Annotated in this window: 21 protein-coding genes; 8 read left to right on the forward strand and 13 right to left on the reverse strand. The window is 71.9% G+C overall.

Annotated elements, in window-relative coordinates; genetic code table 11:
• Positions 1-54: 54 nt before the first annotated feature.
• Complete coding sequence (locus ACQPZA_RS22840; protein WP_169393617.1) at positions 55-1,491, forward strand: lipopolysaccharide biosynthesis protein; 1,437 nt, start codon at positions 55-57, stop codon at positions 1,489-1,491.
• On the forward strand, positions 1,488-2,798 hold the full coding sequence (locus ACQPZA_RS22845) for a glycosyltransferase (RefSeq protein WP_169393618.1): 1,311 nt from the start codon (positions 1,488-1,490) through the stop codon (positions 2,796-2,798). Before ACQPZA_RS22840 ends, ACQPZA_RS22845 begins: the two co-directional genes overlap by 4 nt.
• A 3-nt stretch (positions 2,799-2,801) precedes the next feature.
• On the opposite strand, the gene ACQPZA_RS22850 is transcribed toward ACQPZA_RS22845, so the two are convergent.
• The 6 genes from ACQPZA_RS22850 to ACQPZA_RS22875 form a co-directional block, all read right to left on the reverse strand.
• Positions 2,802-3,368 (reverse strand): acyltransferase, encoded by a 567-nt coding sequence (locus ACQPZA_RS22850; RefSeq protein ID WP_433273571.1) that lies wholly within the window; start codon positions 3,366-3,368, stop codon positions 2,802-2,804.
• Entirely contained in the window at positions 3,365-4,492 is a 1,128-nt protein-coding gene (locus tag ACQPZA_RS22855) for a DegT/DnrJ/EryC1/StrS family aminotransferase (protein ID WP_312858846.1), read from the reverse strand. Before ACQPZA_RS22855 ends, ACQPZA_RS22850 begins: the two co-directional genes overlap by 4 nt.
• A 64-nt stretch (positions 4,493-4,556) precedes the next feature.
• Entirely contained in the window at positions 4,557-5,696 is a 1,140-nt protein-coding gene (locus ACQPZA_RS22860) for a DegT/DnrJ/EryC1/StrS family aminotransferase (RefSeq protein ID WP_433273573.1), read from the reverse strand.
• 46 nt (positions 5,697-5,742) lie between these two features.
• On the reverse strand, positions 5,743-6,738 hold the full coding sequence (locus tag ACQPZA_RS22865; protein WP_169393620.1) for an SDR family NAD(P)-dependent oxidoreductase: 996 nt from the start codon (positions 6,736-6,738) through the stop codon (positions 5,743-5,745).
• Complete coding sequence (locus ACQPZA_RS22870; protein WP_169393621.1) at positions 6,735-7,877, reverse strand: Gfo/Idh/MocA family protein; 1,143 nt, start codon at positions 7,875-7,877, stop codon at positions 6,735-6,737. The genes ACQPZA_RS22865 and ACQPZA_RS22870 overlap by 4 nt, the downstream gene beginning before the upstream one ends.
• Before the next feature lie 402 nt (positions 7,878-8,279).
• The gene (locus ACQPZA_RS22875) at positions 8,280-8,912 is read right to left on the reverse strand and encodes a TetR/AcrR family transcriptional regulator (RefSeq protein WP_433273576.1); all 633 of its coding nucleotides are present in this window, start codon (positions 8,910-8,912) and stop codon (positions 8,280-8,282) included.
• Between the two features lie 49 nt (positions 8,913-8,961).
• Here ACQPZA_RS22875 and ACQPZA_RS22880 point away from each other — a divergent pair, with 49 nt between their 5' ends.
• Complete coding sequence (locus tag ACQPZA_RS22880) at positions 8,962-9,894, forward strand: NADP-dependent oxidoreductase (protein WP_433273578.1); 933 nt, start codon at positions 8,962-8,964, stop codon at positions 9,892-9,894.
• A gap of 20 nt (positions 9,895-9,914) precedes the next feature.
• Here the strand turns inward: ACQPZA_RS22880 and ACQPZA_RS22885 are convergent, their stop codons facing one another.
• Complete coding sequence (locus tag ACQPZA_RS22885; protein ID WP_433273580.1) at positions 9,915-10,610, reverse strand: TetR/AcrR family transcriptional regulator; 696 nt, start codon at positions 10,608-10,610, stop codon at positions 9,915-9,917.
• Between the two features lie 103 nt (positions 10,611-10,713).
• Here ACQPZA_RS22885 and ACQPZA_RS22890 point away from each other — a divergent pair, with 103 nt between their 5' ends.
• The 5 genes from ACQPZA_RS22890 to ACQPZA_RS22910 all read left to right on the forward strand — a co-directional run bounded on the left by ACQPZA_RS22890 (position 10,714) and on the right by ACQPZA_RS22910 (position 16,088).
• Positions 10,714-11,928, forward strand: coding sequence for a PQQ-dependent sugar dehydrogenase (locus ACQPZA_RS22890; RefSeq protein WP_433273582.1), 1,215 nt, complete (start codon positions 10,714-10,716; stop codon positions 11,926-11,928).
• A 36-nt stretch (positions 11,929-11,964) separates the two neighbouring features.
• Positions 11,965-12,297, forward strand: coding sequence for a hypothetical protein (locus tag ACQPZA_RS22895; protein ID WP_169393626.1), 333 nt, complete (start codon positions 11,965-11,967; stop codon positions 12,295-12,297).
• A 331-nt stretch (positions 12,298-12,628) separates the two neighbouring features.
• Positions 12,629-14,191: a sulfatase-like hydrolase/transferase gene (locus ACQPZA_RS22900; protein WP_433273584.1), complete on the forward strand. Its 1,563-nt coding sequence runs from the start codon at positions 12,629-12,631 to the stop codon at positions 14,189-14,191.
• A 227-nt stretch (positions 14,192-14,418) separates the two neighbouring features.
• On the forward strand, positions 14,419-15,162 hold the full coding sequence (locus ACQPZA_RS22905) for an SDR family NAD(P)-dependent oxidoreductase (protein ID WP_433273586.1): 744 nt from the start codon (positions 14,419-14,421) through the stop codon (positions 15,160-15,162).
• A 35-nt stretch (positions 15,163-15,197) separates the two neighbouring features.
• Positions 15,198-16,088: an ABC transporter substrate-binding protein gene (locus ACQPZA_RS22910; protein ID WP_433273588.1), complete on the forward strand. Its 891-nt coding sequence runs from the start codon at positions 15,198-15,200 to the stop codon at positions 16,086-16,088.
• 10 nt (positions 16,089-16,098) lie between these two features.
• Here the strand turns inward: ACQPZA_RS22910 and ACQPZA_RS22915 are convergent, their stop codons facing one another.
• The 6 genes from ACQPZA_RS22915 to ACQPZA_RS22940 all read right to left on the reverse strand — a co-directional run bounded on the left by ACQPZA_RS22915 (position 16,099) and on the right by ACQPZA_RS22940 (position 19,535).
• Positions 16,099-16,443, reverse strand: coding sequence for a nitrile hydratase accessory protein (locus ACQPZA_RS22915; protein WP_433273590.1), 345 nt, complete (start codon positions 16,441-16,443; stop codon positions 16,099-16,101).
• Entirely contained in the window at positions 16,440-17,036 is a 597-nt protein-coding gene (gene nthA, locus ACQPZA_RS22920) for a nitrile hydratase subunit alpha (RefSeq protein WP_433273592.1), read from the reverse strand. The genes ACQPZA_RS22915 and nthA overlap by 4 nt, the downstream gene beginning before the upstream one ends.
• Entirely contained in the window at positions 17,033-17,698 is a 666-nt protein-coding gene (nthB, locus tag ACQPZA_RS22925) for a nitrile hydratase subunit beta (RefSeq protein WP_433273594.1), read from the reverse strand. Before nthB ends, nthA begins: the two co-directional genes overlap by 4 nt.
• A 103-nt stretch (positions 17,699-17,801) precedes the next feature.
• Positions 17,802-18,173: a DUF1622 domain-containing protein gene (locus tag ACQPZA_RS22930; RefSeq protein WP_433273596.1), complete on the reverse strand. Its 372-nt coding sequence runs from the start codon at positions 18,171-18,173 to the stop codon at positions 17,802-17,804.
• A gap of 111 nt (positions 18,174-18,284) precedes the next feature.
• The gene (locus ACQPZA_RS22935; protein ID WP_433273597.1) at positions 18,285-18,698 is read right to left on the reverse strand and encodes a hypothetical protein; all 414 of its coding nucleotides are present in this window, start codon (positions 18,696-18,698) and stop codon (positions 18,285-18,287) included.
• 42 nt (positions 18,699-18,740) lie between these two features.
• Positions 18,741-19,535: a PrsW family intramembrane metalloprotease gene (locus ACQPZA_RS22940; RefSeq protein ID WP_433273599.1), complete on the reverse strand. Its 795-nt coding sequence runs from the start codon at positions 19,533-19,535 to the stop codon at positions 18,741-18,743.
• Positions 19,536-19,617 lie beyond the last annotated feature (82 nt).

Genomic DNA, 19,617 nt, shown 5'->3' on the forward strand with positions numbered 1-19,617 from the left:
ACAACTCGTCGACGCCGAAACAGTGCACGGAGGCCTCCAGAGGGTCCACCGGGGATGACGCAGCCCAGCAACGCTCCCCACTTCGGTCGCCCGGATCTGGAGGCCACGGTCCGCCTCATGGCGGTCTCGGCCGACGGGCCCGAGCCCGCGGCGGAGGATCGCCGGCGCGGCGTGCGCAAGCTGCTCGGCGGCGGCCTCGAACTGAACGCGATCGCTCTCATGGCCACCTCGGGGATGACGGCGCTGTTCGGCCTCGTCTTCTGGGGTGTGGCCGCGAGCTACCCGGCGGAGGAGGTGGGCCGGTCCTCCGCGCTGATCTCCACGGCCATGATGATGAGCGTCGTGGCCAGCCTCGGGGTCGGCCTCCTCTTCACGCGGTTCCTCGGGTCGGCCGGTCACCGGGCGCGCGCGATGGTGCTGGCGGGATACGGGGTGGCGGCCGTCGTCGCCGTGGTGCTCGGCGGCGCCTTCGTCCTCTTCTTCACCGACGACACCCTCTTCGGTTCCGGTTCGGAACGCGCCGCGTTCCCCCTGCTCGTCGTGATACTGGCCCTCTTCGCGCTACAGGACTGGGTCCTGATCGGCATGCAGGCCGCGCGGTGGGTCCCGATCGAGCAGCTCCTGTACTCGGGCCTGAAGCTGGGGCTCGTCGCGCTGTTCGCCGTCACGGCGATGCGGAACGGGATCGTGCTCGCGTGGGTCGCGCCCGCCGCCCTGGCCGTTCTCGTCGTCACCCCGGTGCTCCTGCTGCGCGTGCTGCCCCGGCGCGGTTCCAAGGAGGGCGCGGTCGCGCTGCCGGGCAGGCGCACGCTCGTCGGTCTCTTCGTCGGTGAGTACGCCACCGGCGCCACGTCGGTCATCGTGCCGCTGTTCATGCCGCTGATCGTGGTGACGATGCTCGGCACCGAGGCCAACGCCTACTACGCGCTCCCGTGGCTGATCAGCGAGGCCGTCACGGTCCTGCTGTGGAACATCTCGTCGTCCTACATCACCGAGGCGTCGAACGACGTCCGGCAAGGGCCCGCGCTGATGCGCCGCGCGTGGCGGCTCTCGTGGCTCATCGGGGTCACCGGAACGCCGTTCCTGCTGGTCGGCGCCCCGTGGTTGCTCTCCCTGCTGGGCGACGCCTACGCCGAGGAGGGCACCACGCTGCTCCGGCTCATGGCCGCGGCGCTGCCCTTCACGATCGTGCACAGCATGTACATCGCGTTCTCCCGGGTGAAGCAGCAGATGGGCCGGGTCGTGGCCCTGCAGACGCTGAGCGCCGTGATCGTCGTCGTCCTCGCCCTGGTCCTCGTCCGGCCGCTGGGGGTGGCCGGGGTCGGCGTGGCGTACCTCTGCGCGGAGGCCATCGGCTGCGCGATCGCCGCCGTCCCGCTGATCCGCGCCTTCCGCGCAGCCGCCGCCCAGGACGGCGCGCAACAGGGAGAACCCGAATCCGAACCGGTGACCGAGCCCATCGGCTGGGTCAGAGCGGAAGGTAGAACGTGAACCCCACCTCGTCGATCCACGACAAGCGGGTGGCTCGTCCGCTGCGCATCCTGGTCGCCGTCCACCAGCTCGACCTCGGTGGCAGCCAGATGAACGCCGTCGACCTCGCGTGCGGCGCCGCCGCCCGGGGCCACGACGTCCTCGTCGCCGGCCCGGACGGACCCCTCGTCGACGTCCTGCGCGAGCGCGGCGTCCGCCACATGCACATCCAGCTCGACAGCATGGACGGGGCAGCGGGGTCCTACCGCAGGCTCTCGGAGCTCACCCGCATGTTCCGGCCGGACATCCTGCACGCCTACGAGCTCACCCCGTCGCTGCTCGCGTTCTTCGGCCCGCACCGCAACAGCGGGGTGCCGATGACCATGACGATCAACAGCATGTCGGTGCCGGACTTCATGCCGGGGTCGGTGCCCCTGCAGGTCTGCAACCCCGTGATCGCCGCGGCCGTCCGGCCGCGCAGCGGGCGGGTCGGCGTGCTGGAGATCCCCACCGACTGCGTCGGCCAGAACCCGGGCTTCCCCGGCGACGGGTTCCGCACCGAGATCGGCGCCGCCGACGACGAGCTGCTGGTCGTGGTCGTGAGCCGCTTCGCCCGCGTCCTCAAGCAGGAGGGCCTGGAGACCGCCATCCGGGCCGCGGGCCGGCTCGCGCCGCGCCACCGGATGCGCCTGGTCCTCGTGGGCGACGGCCCGGCCATGCCCGACCTGCGCGCGCTCGCCGACAAGACCAACGCCCAGGCGGGCCGAGAGGTGGTCGTGCTCACCGGCCAGCGCCCGGACCCACGCTCGGCCTACGCCGCCGCCGACGTCATGCTGGGCATGGGCGGTTCGCTGCTGCGGGCGATGGCCTTCGGCAAGCCGTGCGTGGTGCAGGGCGAGCACGGGTTCTTCCGCATCCTCGACGCCGGGTCGGCCCGCCAGTTCCGCTGGCACGGCTTCTACGGCATCGGCGACGGCGGCACGGGCGAGGACACGCTCGTGCAGCTCCTCGACCGGCTGCTCGGCGACGAGGGGCTCCGCAAGGAGAACGCCGACTTCGCGCTGTCGCTCGTGCGCCAGTTCTACAGCCTGGAACACGCCATCGACGTGCAGCTGGACTGGTACGACCAGGTGCTCGCCGACCACCGGCCGCCGCCACTGAGCGAGGTCGCCCGCACGGCCAAGGCGGTAGGGACCTGGGTGGCCGAGCGCGCGGTGAACCGGCGCCGGGGCACCGCCCAGGAGGACGTCTTCAACAGCGCTGAGCGGATCCGGCCCGGGTTCGTCAACCCGGTGCCCGACTGGTTCGACCCCGAGCCGGTCCGCTGAGCGTCAGAGGGCGCGCAGGCCCGCTCCTGCGCGCTCGTGCTTCGTGCCGCAGTCGGGGCAGACCAGGTCGTCCCCGAGCCGCTCCCCGCAGGCGCAGACCCAGCCCTTGACCCGGGCCGGGTTCCCGGCCACGAACGCGTGCGCTGGCACGTCCCGCGTGACCACGGCTCCGGCGCCGGCGAACGCGCTCTCCCCGATCTCGATGCCGCAGACGACCACGACACCGGCGCCGAGCGACGCGCCGCGGCGCACGGTGGTGCGCAGCAGCTCGTCGCCGCTCCGCTTGATCGCCGCGCGCGGCCGCATGTCGTTGGTGAACAGCACGTTCGGACCGAGGAACACCTCGTCCTCGCACGTCACCCCGGAGAAGACCAGGGTGCCGTTCTTGACCGTCACCCGGTCGCCGAGAACGGCGCCGTCCTCGACGAACGCGCCGTCGCAGATGTTGCAGTCGCGGCCGACGCGGGCCCCCGGGAGGACATGGGCGAAAGCCCAGACGCGGGTGCCCGGACCCACGTCCGTGCTCTCGCAGAGGCCCTGCGGGTGGACCCGGACCCCGGGGAGGGTCACCGGCGGACCGCCGCGGCGAGGACGGACACGACGCGCTCCTGCTGTGCCGGGGTGATGTCGGGGAACATCGGCAGGGAGATGATCTCGTCGGCGAGCCGCTCGGTGACCGGGAAGGCGCCGGAGCCGAGGCCGAGGTGGGCGAAGGCCTCGGTGCGGTGCACCGGCACGGGGTAGTGGATCCCGGCGCCGATTCCGGACTCGTGCAGCTCCCGGAGCACGCGCGCGCGCTCGGCGACACGCACCACGTACAGGTGCCAGACCGGCTCGTTGCCCTCGGCCACCACCGGCCCGACCACACCGTCCACATCGGACAGGAGCTCGTCGTAGCGAGCGGCGGCGGCGCGGCGGGCGGCGTTCCAGTCGTCGAGCCGGCGCAGCTTCGCCGACAGGACCACGGCCTGCAGGGCGTCGAGCCGGCTGTTGAACCCGAGCACGCTGTGCTCGTACTTGCGCGGGGAGCCGTGGTCGCGCAGCAGCCGGATGGCCTCGGCGAGGTCGTCGCGGTCGGTCAGCACGGCGCCCGCGTCGCCGTAGGCGCCGAGGTTCTTGCCCGGGTAGAAGCTCGTGCCCGCGATGTCCCCGAGCTTGCCCGCGGCCACCCCGTGCCGGCGCGCGCCCTGCGACTGCGCGGCGTCCTCAAGGATCGCCACACCCTCCGGGAGCACCGCGCGGAGCTCCTCGACGGCAGCCGTCTGCCCGTAGAGGTGCACGGGCAGCACGACGCGCGTGCGCTCGGTGACGGCGGCGGCCGCGGCCTCGACGTCGATGAGCGCGGTGTCCTCGTCGCAGTCGACGAGCACCGGGGTGGCGCCCGCCCTGGCGACCGCTTCGGCGGTGGCGATGAACGTGTTGGCCGGCATGATGCACTCGTCGCCCGCCCGCACGCCCAGTGCGCGCAGCGCCAGCTCCAGCGCGTCGGTGCCGTTGCCGACCCCGACGCAGTGCCGGATCCCGGACCACGTGGCGTAGTCGGTCTCGAACGCGGCCACGCGTGGCCCTCCGACGAACGCGGTGCGCGCCAGGATGTCGGCCCATCCGGCGGCGATCTCGTCGGCCACCTCGGCGTGGGCGGACGCCAGGTCCAGCAGCGGCACCGGGTCGGTGGTGGGGAGGGTACTGGTCACAGGTGTTCCTCGGTCGTCGTCGAGTGGGTCGTGGTCATCGCAGCGGGGGTCGTCGAGCCGGGGTTCATCGATACGACGGGGCGGCGCTCTGCAGGCCGATCGCCGCGGCGAGGGCCGATACCACGAGGTCCTGGTCGGCGTCGGACAGCTCGTGGTGGAGCGGGAGGATCAGCGTGCGGGCGGTGAGGTGCTCGGTGACGGGAAGCGGCCCGTGCGGGTGCCCCGCGTACGCGGGCTCCAGGTGGGCGGCCATGATCCCCCGCCGCGCCGACACCCCGGCCTCGGCCAGCGCGGTGAGCACCTCGCTGACGGGCGGCGCCGCCTCGGGGAGCTCCACCCAGAAGGACTGGACGTTGGACGTCGCGTTGTCGGGGTCACGCACCGCGCGCAGCCCGAGCGGAGCCAGCAGAGCGCGGTAGCGGTCGGCACGCTCGCGGCGGTGGGCCACGATCGCCGGCAGGCGCCGCAGCTGGACCAGGCCCATCGCCGCCTGCATGTCGGTGAGCCGGTAGTTGAACGCCGTCTCCCCGTACTCCTCCATGACGTTGCGCCCGCCCGCGTGCCGGTCGGCCGCGGACACGCTCATGCCGTGTTCGCGCAACCGCCGCAGCCGCGCCGCCTGGTCGGCGTCGTCGGTGGTGATCATCCCGCCCTCGCCGGTGGTCAGGAGCTTGCGGGGGTGGAAGGACCAGGCCGCCATCAGTGCGCCGTGGCCGACCGGCTTGCCGCCGAGGGTGGAGCCGGCCGCGCAGGCCGCATCCTCGACCACGGGGATCTCGCCGCAGGCGGCCCGGATGGCGGGGATGTCGGCCGGCACGCCGGCCTGGTGCACCACCAGCACGGCGCGTGTCTGCGGCGTGCGGACCGCGGTGATCGTGTCGGGGGTGAGGTTCCCGGTCAGCGGGTCGACATCGGCGAAGACCGGCACCGCGCCGCAGTACCGCACGGCGTTGGCCGTGGCGATGAACGACAGCGACGGGACGATCACCTCGTCACCCGGTCCGATGCCGAGTACGTGCAGGGCGAGGTGCAGCGCCGTGGTGCAGGACGACGTCGCGACACCGTGGGCCGCGCCGACGGACGCGGCGAACTCCTTCTCGAACTCCGCCACCCTCGGTCCTTGGGCGACCCAGCCGGAGCGGACGACGTCGGCGACGGCCTGGGCCTCCTCCTCACCGAGCAGCGGGCGCATCACCGGGATCATTGGTCACCTCTCTGCGGACGGACGGTGTTCGTGGGACGTGCCGGGCTCACCCTGCAGCCGGCTGGGCGGCGTGGCGCCACCACTTGACGAGGTCGTCCAGGCCGTCCTCGAGACCGATCTCGGGAGTCCACCCCAGGTCCTCGGCAGCGGCGGAGATGTCGGCGAGCCGCCGCGTCACCCCGTTCACCGCGCGCTCGGGCCCGTGCTCGGGAGTCATGTCGGAGCCCATGACCTTGAGCAGGGCCTCGGCCAGCCCCTTGAGGCTGGTCTCCGTGCTCGTGGCGATGTTGTAGACGGAGTCGGTGACGTCGGCGCGCGCGGCGAGCAGGTTGGCCCGGGCGATGTCGCGGACGTGCACGAAGTCCATCGTGGCCGCGCCGTCGCCGAAGATCAGCGGCGCCTCACCGCGCGAGATGCGCTCCATCCACCGGATCAGCACCTCGGTGTAGAGCCCGTGGGTGTCCATGCGGGGGCCGTAGACGTTGAAGTACCGCAGCGCGACGTAGTCGAGCCCGTTCATGGCGTGGAAGCTGCGCAGCATGCCCTCGTTGAAGGCCTTGGCGGCCCCGTAGAAGGTGTCGTTGTTGTAGGGGTGGTGGCGCTCGGTGGTCGGGAACGACTCGGCGAGCCCGTACACCGATGCGGACGAGGACGCGACGACCTTCTTCACGCCGGCCGCCACCGCCGCCTCGATCACGGTGAACGTGCCGTCGACGAGCGACTCGAGCGCCAGCCGCGGCTGTTCCGCGCACTGCGTGATCCGCAGCGCAGCCAGGTGGAAGACGACGTCGATGCCGTCCATGAGGTCGCGCACGAGCTCGGGGTCGTTGATGTCGCCGGTGACCACGTCGAGCCGGCGGCCGCCCGTGGCCACCGCGTCGGCGAGGTTCTCCATCCGGCCGCGCGCGAAGTTGTCGAGGACGACGACCTCGGCGGCGTCGGCCTCCAGGAGCAGGTCGACGACATGGGAGCCGATCGTGCCGGCACCGCCGGTGACGAGGATGCGCTGCGCGGCCAGCGGCTGGCCGGTGCTCGTGGTCACTGGGAGATCTCCTGGGGGGAACGCGTGTGGTCGGTCAGAACGGGCATGAAGACGCCACCCTGCTGGAGGCTGGCCGTGGCCGCTTCCAACAGGGCGAGTACCTGGAGGCCGGAGCGGCCGTCGGTGAGCGGCGCGCGCTTCTGCGTGATCGAGTCGGCGAACTCCTCCATCACGGAGCGCAGCGCTTCCTTGTCCTTGAGCGCGGGGGCGACCATGTCGCCGGTGCGGTAGGAGACGATCGTGGCGGCCCGGTCGTCGCGGCCCAGGTCGGCCGGGTCGGCCCGGTCGACGCCGCGGTCGTACACCGACAGCCGCTGCAGCGGGTTGAGGTCGTCCCACACCACCGTGCGAGCCGAACCACCGATCACGATGGTGCGGATCTTCGTGGGCGAGAGCCAGTTGACGTGGATGTGGGCCATCGCGCCGGTGTTCATCTGCACGTTGAGATGGGCCAGGCAGGCCCGGCCAGCACCGACCGGGTCCGACCCCTGCGCCGACACCGAGACCGGCGTGACGCCGTCGGGGAGGATCGACAGGAAGATCGACAGGTCGTGGGGGGCGAGGTCCCACAGCACGTCGACGTCGTGCTGCACGAGACCGAGGTTGATGCGCACGGAGTCGAGGTACTGCAGGGTCCCCAGCCCTCCCCCGCGCACGAGCTCCCGCAGGTACTGGGCCGAGGGCGTGTAGCAGTAGGTGTGGTCGAGCATCAGGACGAGCCCGCGCTCCTCGGCCGCCTCGACGAGCTCGCGGCCCTCGACGAAGCTCGCCGCGAGCGGCTTCTCGACCAGGACGTGCTTGCCGGCCTCGATCGCCGCCATCACCACCGCGTGGTGGGTGGCAGCGGGGGTCGCGACGGCGACCGCGTCCACGGCCGGGTCGGCCAGCACCTCGTCGAGGGAGGCGGAGGCGCGGACGGTGGAGTACTTCCCGAGCACGCGGTGGGCGCGCTCGACGTCGACGTCACACAGGTACTGCAGTTGGAAGGCCGCAGTGGCCTGGGCGTTGCGTACGAGGTTGGGACCCCAGTAACCGGCCCCGACGACGGCTAGGCCGATGGGACTCTGCGTGTTCTCCACGCGTTCCTCCTCCAGCGCGAGCTTCGCGCCGATCGCTACAGCATCAACGGGCCACGTCATGAGCAGTTGCTGTGACCCTGCTCGCCCGGCAGTTGTCGGACAGAACGGGACGCCACCCGGCAGAAGCTCCCCCAGCGCAACCCATCACGTCAGCGATGCCCGACCCGGTCGGCCACGTGGGACGGGCCTGCGTTCCCGTCATCGGCCCTGGACGGTACAACGTCAACAGAAGCGGACCGCGACATGGTCATCGGACCGCCGGATCCGGCGCCTGCGGGAGCGGGACGGGCGCCGCTCATGACACGGGGTGCGACGGTGCGCGATCGGCTCGACACCCGAGCTTGGTCGAATCGCCGCTCGTCAACGGCCGTCACGCACACGTTCAGCCTATCGCCGTGATCCGCGCCCCGTTACCGACCGCGACGACCATGATCGGTCCGGCCGGCAGCTACCGGCGCGCAGTCAGCCCTGGAGGGGCTCCAGCAGCGCGAGGCGGACCGCCGGCGGCAGGGAGCGGGCGCCGGGGCGGGCGGCGAACGACTGGATCAGCAGCGCCGCGAAACGGCGGGAGGCAGCCACCGCGGACGCGGACGAGGTGGCGCGGATCCCGCCGTTGGCCATGAACACCATGACCAGGTCGTCGACGACGAAGTCGGGACGGAGCTTTCCCGCCTCCTTGGCCCGCGCGGCGAGTTCGGCGAGAGACCGCAGTGCCTGGTCGCGGGCCTGACCGAAGTCGACAGCGCTCGGGAACGCGGACACGAACGCCGCGGTGAAGCCGCGGTCCAGTGCGTGCATCACGCAGACCTTCTCGATGACCGTGCAGAAGCCGTGCCAGGGGTCCGGGTCGGCGAGTGCGTCGTCGAGGACGGCCGTGCACGTGGCCATCTGCTCCGCGAACGCCTCGACGACGAGCGCTTCCTTCGTCGGGAACCGGCGGTACAGGGTGGCCACCCCGACCTCGGCCCGGCGGGCGATCTCGCGCATCGTCACGTCGAGCCCGTCGCGGGCGAACGTCGCGCGGGCGACCTCGAGGATCCGGTCGCGGTTGTCCCGCGCGTCCGAGCGCAGGAACTGAGGCGATCGCTCCGTCACCGTTCCCACTTTAGCTAAGTGGACGCGGTGTTCCATTACCGTCCGAGCCATGGAAGCACTGCAGTTCTCGACGTACGGGCCCCCTGATGTCCTCACCGTCGCCGAGGTCGACGAGCCCCACGCCGGTCCCGGTCAGATCCGCATCGCCGTGCGGGCCGCCGGCGTGACGCCGGGCGACCACTACCTGCGATCGGGCCGGATGCGGGACATGGTTCCGATCGCCCTCCCGCACGTCCCCGGCGTGGATGCCGCCGGGATCGTCGACGAGGTCGGCGCCGGCGGCACGGGCGTCCGGCTGGGCGATGCCGTGTTCGGCCTCGTCGACATCGCCCGGCTCGGCGGTGCGGCGGCCGAGTTCGCCGTGCTCGTGGCCTGGGCCCCGAAACCGGAGTCCTTCAGCTGGGAGCAGGCGGGGGGCGCGGCCGCCAACGTCGAGACGGCCACCAGAGCCCTCGACCGGCTCGGTGTCGAGGCAGGCACGACGCTGCTGGTCGAGGGCGCAGCCGGCGGTGTCGGCACGGTCGCGATCCAGCTCGCCGTCGCCCGCGGAGCCACCGTCCTCGGCACGGCGCGCGAACCCAACCACGGCGTCCTCGCCGCTCTCGGAGCGATCCCGACCACCTACGGGCCCGGCCTGGCCGACCGGGTCGCCGCCCTGGCGCCCCACGGCGTCGATGCCGTGCTCGACTGCGCGGGTTCCGGATCGCTGCCCGACCTCGTGGCCATCGCCGGCGGTCCGACGCGCGTCGTGACGATCGCTGACCTCCGCGCCGCCGAGCACGGTGTCGAGATCTCCCGCACCGGCGGGCCCGGTGCGACGGAGGCACCCCACTACGAGAGCCTTGCCGTGGCCGCGGCACTCGCCGACGAGGGCCGCTTCACCGTGCCCCTGGCCGCGGTGTTCGAACTGAAGGACGCCGCCGCAGCGCACGAGCTGAGCGAGTCCGGGCACGCCAGGGGAAAGATCGTGCTGACCCTCTGACCGGGCGGGTCCCGGATCTGCTACCGGTCGGCCGCCAGGCGGTCGAGCCATTCCCCCAGCAACCTCCGCTCCGCGCGGCTCAGCGCCGAGAGCTGCGGCAGTGCGGCACGCAGGGTGACCGCCGTGGCGACGGGCCCGGCGTCCAACCCGGCGTGGACCGACCGGTCCGTGGTGACGGTGGCCAGCACCGATTCCCGGGCGAGCTCGGACAGGGCCGGGTCGCGCTGCTCGGGAGGCAGCCCGATCAGCGTGAACGTGATTCCGCAGCCCGCGGAGTGCACCAGGCGCACTGCACGTTCCTCGCTCACACGCAGCCGACCGGCCTCGGCGATGCGCCGGATCATGCCGGCGAGCACGGCGGTGGCCTCGCGCTCGGCGGCGGACTCGACGTCCGGCCGCGGCTCGCCGTAGATCAGCGCGTAGAGCGCGGGATGAGCCAGGCCGAAGCCGACGTGCAGGTCGAAGCCCCGCCGCAGGTCCTGCACCGGGTCCGGGTCGCGCTCACGCGCGGTCTTGGCGCGCAGGTAGTCGGCGACACCGCGGCTGGCGACCGCGTCGAGCAGGCCCTGCTTGTCACCGAAGATCCGGTAGATGGTCGGCGCCTGCACGCCGGCGGCCGCGCTCACCGCGCGGGTGGACACCGCCTCCCGCCCACCCTCGGCCAGCAACGCCGCGGCTGCGTCCACGATGCGCTCCCGGGTGACCGTCGCTTCCATGCTGCCAACGGTAACACCTAAATGTTAGCAGCGCTGCGCTGACGCCGGCAGCGTGTTTCAGTTACCGGCGGAAGCACGCTGCCGTCGAGCAGGAGAGTTGGCCATGAGAGGGATCGCGAGAGGTCTTCGTACCGCGTTGCCGGCGCTGGCCGTACTCACGCTGGCGGCGGGATGTGCGGCCGGAGGGGGCGGGTCCGACTCCGGCCGCCCCGGCAGCGCCGCCCCTCCCGCCCGGAACTACGCCGACGACAACAGTGCTCCCGCCGTCACACCGGTCGTCCCGCCGGTGACCGCCGCACCACGGGGACCCGTCGCGCCCGTCGACACGTCGACGCCCGGGCGCGTCACCGAGATCGCCTCGGGGCTCCGCATGCCGTGGGGGCTGACGTTCCTGCCGGACGGCTCGGCCCTGGTGTCGAGCCGCGATTCCGGGGAGATCAGCCACGTCCCGGCCGAGGGTGGGCCGGTGACGCAGCTCGGGACGGTCCCGGGCGTGACCGAGAGCGCCGAAGGGGGCCTGCTGGGCATCGCCGCCTCCCCCGGCTTCGCCGTCGACCGCACCGTCTACGCCTACGTCTCCGCCACCCCGGCCAACCGGGTCGTCGCGGTACACGTGGGTGCGGACCTGCGCTCCATGACCCCCGGGCGGACCGTGCTGGACGGGATCGGCACGGCGGACCGTCATCACGGGGGCAAGCTGGCCGTCGACCGGGACGGCAACCTGTGGATCGGCACCGGCGACGCCTTCGAGGAGAACCGCTCCCCCGACCCCGGGTCACTCAACGGCAAGGTGCTGCGGATCCGGCCCGACGGTTCGGTGCCCCCGGGCAACCCGGACGGCACCGCGGTGTACTCGCTGGGCCATCGCAACGTGCAGGGGATCGCGTTCGGCCCCGATGGCACGGTGTACGCCTCGGAGCTCGGCCACCGCACCTGGGACGAGGTCAACGTGCTGCGTCCCGGCCTGGACTACGGCTGGCCCGGGGCCGAGGGCGTCGACGGGTCGACCGGCGAGCCGCCGATCTTCGCCCTGCATCCGGATGAGGCCTCGCCGTCGGGCATCGCCTTCGCCGGCAACTCGCTGTGGATGGGGGCGCTGTCCGGGCAGCGGCTCTGGCAGCTCCCGGTGAGCGCCGGGCAGGCTGCCGGGCCTCCCGTCTCCCACTTCGTCGGCGAGCACGGGCGGATCCGCGCGGTCGAGGCGGCGCCGGACGGCGCGCTGTGGATCGTCACGTCCAACACCGACGAGGCGACCTGGGGCGGCACCGACCCGCGCCCCGGCGACGACCGCATCCTCCGCGTCGAGCTGGCCGGATAACGGGTGGGACGGCGTCTCCTGCCCTACCGTCCAGGCGTGAGACACGAAGGCATCACCGCTGCCGTCAACACGGCCATGGGCGCCATCCGGCTCGTCGTGGCCGAGCACGAGAACAGGTTCGAAGGCTCCGGCAACGCGGTCGTCGAGCTGCTCGAGGCCCTCGGCGAGGAACACGGGCACCGCGCCGTCGAGATCGCGGGGCTCTTCCTGGCCCGGGCAGCGGCTGCGGGCTTCGAGAACCTCGCCCGCGCGGAGGGCGATCCCGTGGAGGACGTGCTGGCCCAGTACCAGGAACACGTCGAGACGAACGTCGACTTCACGTTGATCGTCGCGGGGCTCGACGAGGACGACCCTCCGGCCGCTCCCTAGAACCCGGATGTGATCCCGAGGCGGAATCAGGTGAACCTCCGGTTCGCCGGATCCGTGCGAACAGTGTGGATCGAACATCATCCAGCGACTCTGATCCGGTCCGTCGATCACGTGGACCGGTCCCCCCGTGCTGCGCGGGAGACATCTTCCGCCCGCCGAACCACGGGCACCGGACCGCCGCACAGGAAGGATCTCCAGCTTGTCGCTTCGCACCCCACCCCGCCCGCACGCTCGGAACGAGCCGGCAGGGGGTGCCACGGCAGCCCGGAGCGACAAGCGATCCCGACGCGCCGCGATCCCGGCGGTTCTCACGTGCCTGGCCGGGATACTGGTGTTCGTCGCCCTCGTCGCGCCGCGGGAGGTAGGACAGGTCAGCCTGCCTGCGCTCCTGCGCATCCCGATCGAAGGGCTGCTCGGCGTCGCGCTCCTGATCGTCCTGCCCCCGCGGGCCCGTCGGGTGGTGGCCCTCGTCGCCGGGGCGGCGCTCGGCCTGCTGACACTGCTGCGGGTGCTGCAGATGGGCTTCCTCGCGATCCTGTCCCGCCCGTTCGACCCGATCTTCGACTGGTCCCAGCTGGCCAGTGGCGTGAAGCTGGTCGAGGACTCGATGGGCCGGACCGGCGCGATCAGCGCCGCGGTCGGCGCGCTCGTCGCGGCCGCCGCCCTGGTCGTGCTCATGGCCCTGTCCGTCCGGCGCCTGGCGAGCCTCGCGGCCCGTCACCGGACCGCCTCGATCCGGACCGTCGCGGTGCTCACCGCCGCCTGGCTCGCCTGCGTCGTGTTCGGTGCCCAGATCGTCGCGCCCGTGCCCGTGGCGGCCAGGAGCGCCGTCGCACTCGGCGTCCAGACGGCCGAGCAGGTGTCCACGAGCCTGCGGGACCAGCAGATCTTCGACGAACAGGCCGCCTCGGACCCCTTCAGCGGCACACCGGACGCTGACCTGCTGACCGCGCTGCGCGGCAAGGACGTCGTCCTCGCCTACGTCGAGAGCTACGGGCGCTCGGCGCTGGAGAGCCCCGAGTTCGCGCCGACGGTCGGTGCGGTCCTCGACGACGGCACCCGCACGCTGAGCGCGGCCAGGTTCGCCTCCCGCAGCGCCTACCTCACGTCCTCGGTGGCAGGCGGCGGCAGCTGGCTGGCGCACGCCACGCTGCTCTCCGGACTGCGGGTCACCAACCAGCACAGCTTCGACAAGCTCGTCACGAGCGACCGCTTGACCCTCACGAGCGCGTTCCAGCGCGGCGGCTGGCAGACCGTCTCGGTCATGCCGTCGAACACCGGTCCCTGGCCGGAGAAGGAGTTCTACGGCTTCGACCGGAGCTACGACTCCGCCAACCTCGGTAACCGGTCGGAGACCTACTCCGGCTTCCAGACCCCCGACCAGTACACGCTGTCGGCCTTCGAGAAGGCCGAGCGCAGCAAGCCGGACCGCGGGCCGCTCATGGCCGAGATCCCCCTCGTCTCCAGCCACTGGCCGTGGGCGAAGGTCCCCCGCCTCCTCGACTGGGACGCCGTCGGCGACGGTTCGGTGTACGACCGCCCGGGCGCCGGGCAGAACGATCCCGTGCAGGCCGTCGAGAGCGACCCCGACCGCATGCGCGACGGGTACCGCCGCTCCATCGAGTACTCGCTGTCGACCCTCGTGTCGTACGTGCAGACCCACGGCGACGACGATCTGGTGCTGGTCTTCCTCGGCGACCACCAGCCCGCTGCCTTCGTCGCCGGGGACGACACCGGCCGGGACGTCCCGATCACGATCGTCACCCGGGACCGCGCCGTCCTGGACCGGACCGCCGGGTGGGGATGGCAGGAGGGGCTGCGGCCCGGCCCGCAGGCTCCGGTCTGGCCCATGGAGTCCTTCCGCGACCGGTTCCTGACCGCCTTCGGCCGGTAGGCCGGCGCCCGCGGAGCCTGGTTGCGGATCGAAATCACCCTCTCTATCGTCATTTCCGTCCACCAGGATTCGGAATCTTGGCCATTCCGACAGCCCGGACACAGGGGATATTCGGGAGCCATCTTTTCTGCGGCGACCTCTTCTTCACCGCGTCCGAAAGGCACCGGTATCACGACCGGCGGCCGCGGGCCGCAGGCAACCGGAAACGGCGGGAAGGAAGGCCACGAATGTCCTATGTCGCAGTGGTGACGGGCGCGAGCCGCGGAATCGGGGAAGCCTGCGCCACGTTGCTCGCCGAGCGCGGGATGCGGGTCGTGGTCAACTACCGCTGGAGCCGCGACGAGGCCGACGCGGTCGTCACCGCGATCAGGACGGCCGGTGGAGAGGCGTTCGCCGCGCAGGCCGACGTCACGGTTCCCGATGACGTGGATCGCCTGGTCGGCGACGTCCGTGATCGGTGGGGTGGGGTCGACGTGCTCGTGCACAACGCACTGGCCCCGTTCGCGATGACCTCGTTCCAGGACATCACGTGGGAACAGCTCGGCGGAAAGCTCGACCAGGAGATGCATGCCGCGTTCCTGGTGACCAAAGCGGTGATTCCCGACATGATCGAGCGGCGGCGTGGGCGGCTGGTCTACCTGAGCACCGGGCTCGCCCGGCAGCCCCGTCCCGGGATGATCGCACTCGGCACGGCAAAGGCGGCCCTGGGCCAGTTCGTCCGCTTCGTGGCCCAGGAACTCGGGCAGCACGGCATCACGGCCAACGTCGTGGCCCCCTCGACCGTCGACCAGACCTGGGCCACCGAGAAGCTCGACACCGCGCTGATCGAACAGATCGCGGCAGCCACGCCACTGGGACGACTCGCCCGCCCGATCGACGTCGCTCGCACCGTGGCGTTCTTCGCAGGCGACGAGGCCGCATTCACGACGGGCAGCTTCGCACCCGTCAACGGCGGCCAGGCGATGGACTGAGTCACGGACCGACCGAGCTGAAGGGCACCACGACGATGGAGACACTCGATCTCGCATATGTCGGGCGCGGCATCCACGAGGAACTGGTCGCCTACATCGCGGACCAGGAAGGCTACTTCCAGGACGAAGGCGTACACGTCGCGCTGCGCGACGGGGGCGCCTGGGACATCGAACGGCTGCGTCGTGGCGCGACGATCGGCTTGGGCCGGTCCATGCTGTCCCGGCTCACCGACGGCATCCCGTGGACCGGGCTGAGCGTCAGCACCCACCGGCCGTTGTTCTGGTTCCTCGCCCGAGGCCCCCTGGAGTCGTTGCAGGATCTCAAGGGCAGCAGGCTCGCCGTGCATGCCCCGGGGACCGCGCCGGGATGCTTCGCCCGGATCGTGCTGCGACGCAACGGCATCGATCCGGACAACGACCTCGAGTGCCAGTACCGCTCGCCCGGTGACTACGGGATGCACCTGCGCAGGCTCCGGGCAGGCGAGATCGACGCCGCACTGGTGGGCAGCACGATGGCGCCTGAACAGGTGGCCGAACAGGAGGGCTGGCGCGTGCTGGCCTGGGTGGGCGACCACTTCCAGATCCCGACGGTGGGAGTGATGGTGGACCCCACCTACGTCCCCCTCGACAGCCCTGCGCTGCACGCGGTGGTCCGCGCCAACCGACGCGCCCTGCGCACCATCCACGAGCGACCGGACACCGTGGTCGGGCACGTCCGCAGCTTCATGGGCCGCCACACCGACGAGGAGATCCGGGCCCATCTCGACCGCTTCGTCACCCCGTACTTCACCCGGGACGGCCAGGTCGACCTCGAGATCGGCGACGCCGCGATCGCCGCCGTTGCCCACGAGCTGGGCGTCCCCGCGAGCTTCCGGGCCGCCGACGTCTACCGCACCGACCTCGTCCCCGTCGGCCACGACGCCTGAGAGTTACCGATCAGTGGTCGTGGTCGTGGTCGTGACCGGCGGGGCGCTGGGCCAACGTCCGGGCTCGCGCGGTGACCTCGTCGGCGAACCGCGGGTCCCGGCTTGCCAGCACATCCTCCAGCGCGCCCAGCCAGTGCACGTAGTAGTTCCAGCTCTCGCCCCCGGTGGCGGCGGCCTCCCAGGCCGCGATCCGGGCGACGAGCGCGGACCGGAACTGCGGCCAGGTGAACACGTCCGCATCGTGGAGCGTCACGGCCATGCCGAAGGCGCGGCTCTCCCACGGTTCGGCGAACACCAGCTCGCCGTTGGAGCGCGGCGGCGCGGCCGGCCCGTCGAGGTCCAGCGGGGCGGTCATGGCGCGCTGACCTTCGCCACACCGACCATTGCGTCCCGGCTGACCAGCGGCACGAGCTCGTCCTCGGTGAGACCCTCGGTACCGGCCGGACGTTCGGGCAGCACCAGCCAGCGCACCTCGCTGCTGGAGTCGTGCACCCTGATCTGCACGTCGTCGGCGAGCTCCAGGCCCATCTCGGACAGCACCGTGCGCGGTTCCCTGACCACCCGCGCCCGGTAGGCGGGGTCCTTGTACCAGCTCGGTGGCAGGCCCAGAACCGACCACGGGTAGCACGAGCACAGCGTGCAGACCACGACGTTGTGCGTGGTCGCCGTGTTCTCCACGACCACGATGTGCTCGCCCTGCCTGCCGATGAAGCCCAGTTCGCGGATGGCGGCGGTGCCGTCGGCGAGGAGCCACTGCCGGTACTCCGGGTCGGTCCACGCCTTGGCGACGACCTTGGCGCCGTTGAGCGGACCCACGGTCGTCTCGTACTCGGTGATGAGCTTGTCCATCACGTTCGGGTCGATCAGACCCCGTTCGGTGAGCAGCTGCTCGAGAGCCTCGGTGCGCAGCGGGGCGGGGATGCGGTCGGCGGATCCGGTGCTCGTCATGCCGTCTTCTCCAGATAACTCTCGAACAGCTCGACGGTCACGGCGAAGGGCTCGGCGTCGGGACCCCACAACTCCTGCGAGTCGAACCTCACCGTGTAGACGTACTGCGGGTTCTCTCCCAGGAAGTGCGCATTGGTGTCCGGCAGCACCGCGGCGGGCTGGACGAGCTCGACGACTCCGATGTGCCCGCGCACGTAGCGCGCCAGTCTGGTGTGCCCCGCAGGCGACATGTCCGTGGCACGCACCCGCTCGCCCGTGGCGAAAGCCGGCTCGACGTCCACGGTGCGCAGCGAACCCGGGGCGGTAGGGGCGTAGTCGGGCCTGGCCGGCTCGGGGACCGGCGGTTCCTCGACGTGCTCGCCACGCAGGTTGCGGGCGCGGGCGTCGATCGCTCCCGGGGCCAGGATGGCGCTCCGGGTGAGCATCCGCTCGGCGGCGTTGAGCCAGCGGCCGTAGTAGCCGTCGTCCAGGTACGCGGCCCGGTCCAGGCTCTCCAGCGCGTGGCGGAAGGCGTCCACGTTGTATCCGGCCACCCGCTGGGACAGCAGGGTCACTGCGAACGCCCGGCCCTGCCAGGGTTCCTCGAAGACCCGCTCGCCTCTGCGGGGCGGGTGGGTGGGGCCCCAGCCCTCGGTGCCCCCCATGTCGGCTATCCCGTCCACGGCACCACCTCTCGTAGGGCACATGCCCAGCGTCCCCGGTCCGGTATAGCCCACCTCCACCGGGCGCGGCCATCCGGACCCGCTGAACCGGCGGATCGGGGAGCTACCGGGCTGGTCGAGCGCCGGCGGCGGCCACGTCGACAGTCTTCTGCCACGGCCACCGGCCGGTGATCTCCAGCTCCAGCGAGAAGCTGAGGAAGGTGCGGATGGCCACGATCAGAGCCAGCACCCCGACGCTCGCGTAGGTCGGTGAGACCGCGACGGTCCGGATGATGTCACCGGCAACGAGGAACTCCAGCCCGAGAAGGATCGACCGGCCGAGGCGACGGCGATAGTCGCTGTACACATCTGCCCGCCGGTGGGCCAGCCCGAGAGCCGCGAGAACGCTCGCCACGACCGTTCCCACGACGATCGTGGCCACCCCCACGGCATCGACGGCCGTGCCCACCAGCTCCACCACGTGTTGGAACTGCACCGGTTCTCCTCCGTCACCGACCCGCTCATCGGCGGACCGCTACGCAGCCTGCGGCCGGCCACGGGCCTCCCACCACCCACGGCCGATCGCTTCACCTCATGTGGTGAGTGGTCACCGCATGCGGACCGCGGCGAGGACGAGCCCGTAGCTGAGCGCGTCCTCCGCGACCGCCGCCGCCAGCTGAGCCGGTCGGCCCTGCACCGTCGTCCGCAGCCGCGAGCCGGCGAACGCGGTGGCCAGCGCCGCGACCGCGGCGATCCCCGCGCCCTCCCAGCCGCCCAGATCACCTCCCCCGGTGCTCGAGAAACCGAGCCGTAGCCCCAGGCCCCGCGGGGCCAGCCGGCTGCCCATCTGCGGCTGCTTGTCCGCGATGACCTCGCCGACAGCTGCACCGAAGGCGATGAACCGGGCAGCTCCGGCGAGGGGCCCACGACCGTGCAGGGCCAGTGCCACGGGTGGCGCGAAGGACCGCAGACCTCCGCCGAGGCCGAGCAGGGCGGCAGCAACCAGTCGTCGATCACTCACGAGAATCTCCCTCCGACTGCGGTGTGCACCATCGTCCAGCCGTCAGCGCGGACTGACGCCGGGCGCCGGACGCAGGCTCCGGTGCCGGGACTGGTGTTCGCCCAGCCGATGCGCCGCGTACGTCAGCAGCCAGAGACTGATCGCCGCGAGGACGACGAACCCGACCGTGCTCCCGATGCTGTCCCATGCGGTGTGCAACGCCACCGCGGCGAGGAAGACGAGGACGAAACCGCCGATCGTCCTGGCCGACCAGCCCTGGCCGGCGGCGCGCCACAGCGCTGCGGCCGTGAGGCCCGTCCATGCCATGTGCGCCGCGGGGCTCAACAGGCCTCGCAACAGCAGCACACCGTCGACCGCGGCGAGGTTGCCGCCGGACTCGACGAGCACGACGAACGCGTAGCCCATGGTCTCCAGCACGGCGAAACCAGCGCCGGACGCGACACCCAGCACCAGCCCGTCCGCGGGATGGCGGGGCCGGATGACGAACAGGAGCACGACGGGGACGACGAGCTTGGCGGCCTCCTCGATGAACCCGACGGCGATCATGGGCACGACGTCGAGGTCACGCAGCGTGTCGTACTCGAGCGTCCCCGCGGTGACCACGCCGACCACGCCACCGAACAGGGCCGTGAGCCCGATCGTCGCGCTGCCGACCCCGTACTGCAGCCTCCGGCCCGCGATGAACGCGACGAACGTGACCGGTACGACGGCCGCACCGAGCAGGATGAGCGCCGGCACGAGGTTCGGGTTCCCCGTGTCGATGAGGGTGTGTCGGACGGCCTCGAACAGCAGCAGCCCGACGACCAGCACCCCCAGCCAGGCCCATCGCCGCGTCATGTGCATGCCGTTCCTCCGGTCGGGTCGTCTGCCTGCCCGGCAGCAGCCTCCCCGCGGCCGCTTCCCGCGCACATCACATGAA

This window comes from Pseudonocardia xinjiangensis (assembly GCF_050948425.1).
GTDB classification, from domain to species: Bacteria; Actinomycetota; Actinomycetes; order Mycobacteriales; family Pseudonocardiaceae; genus Pseudonocardia; species Pseudonocardia xinjiangensis.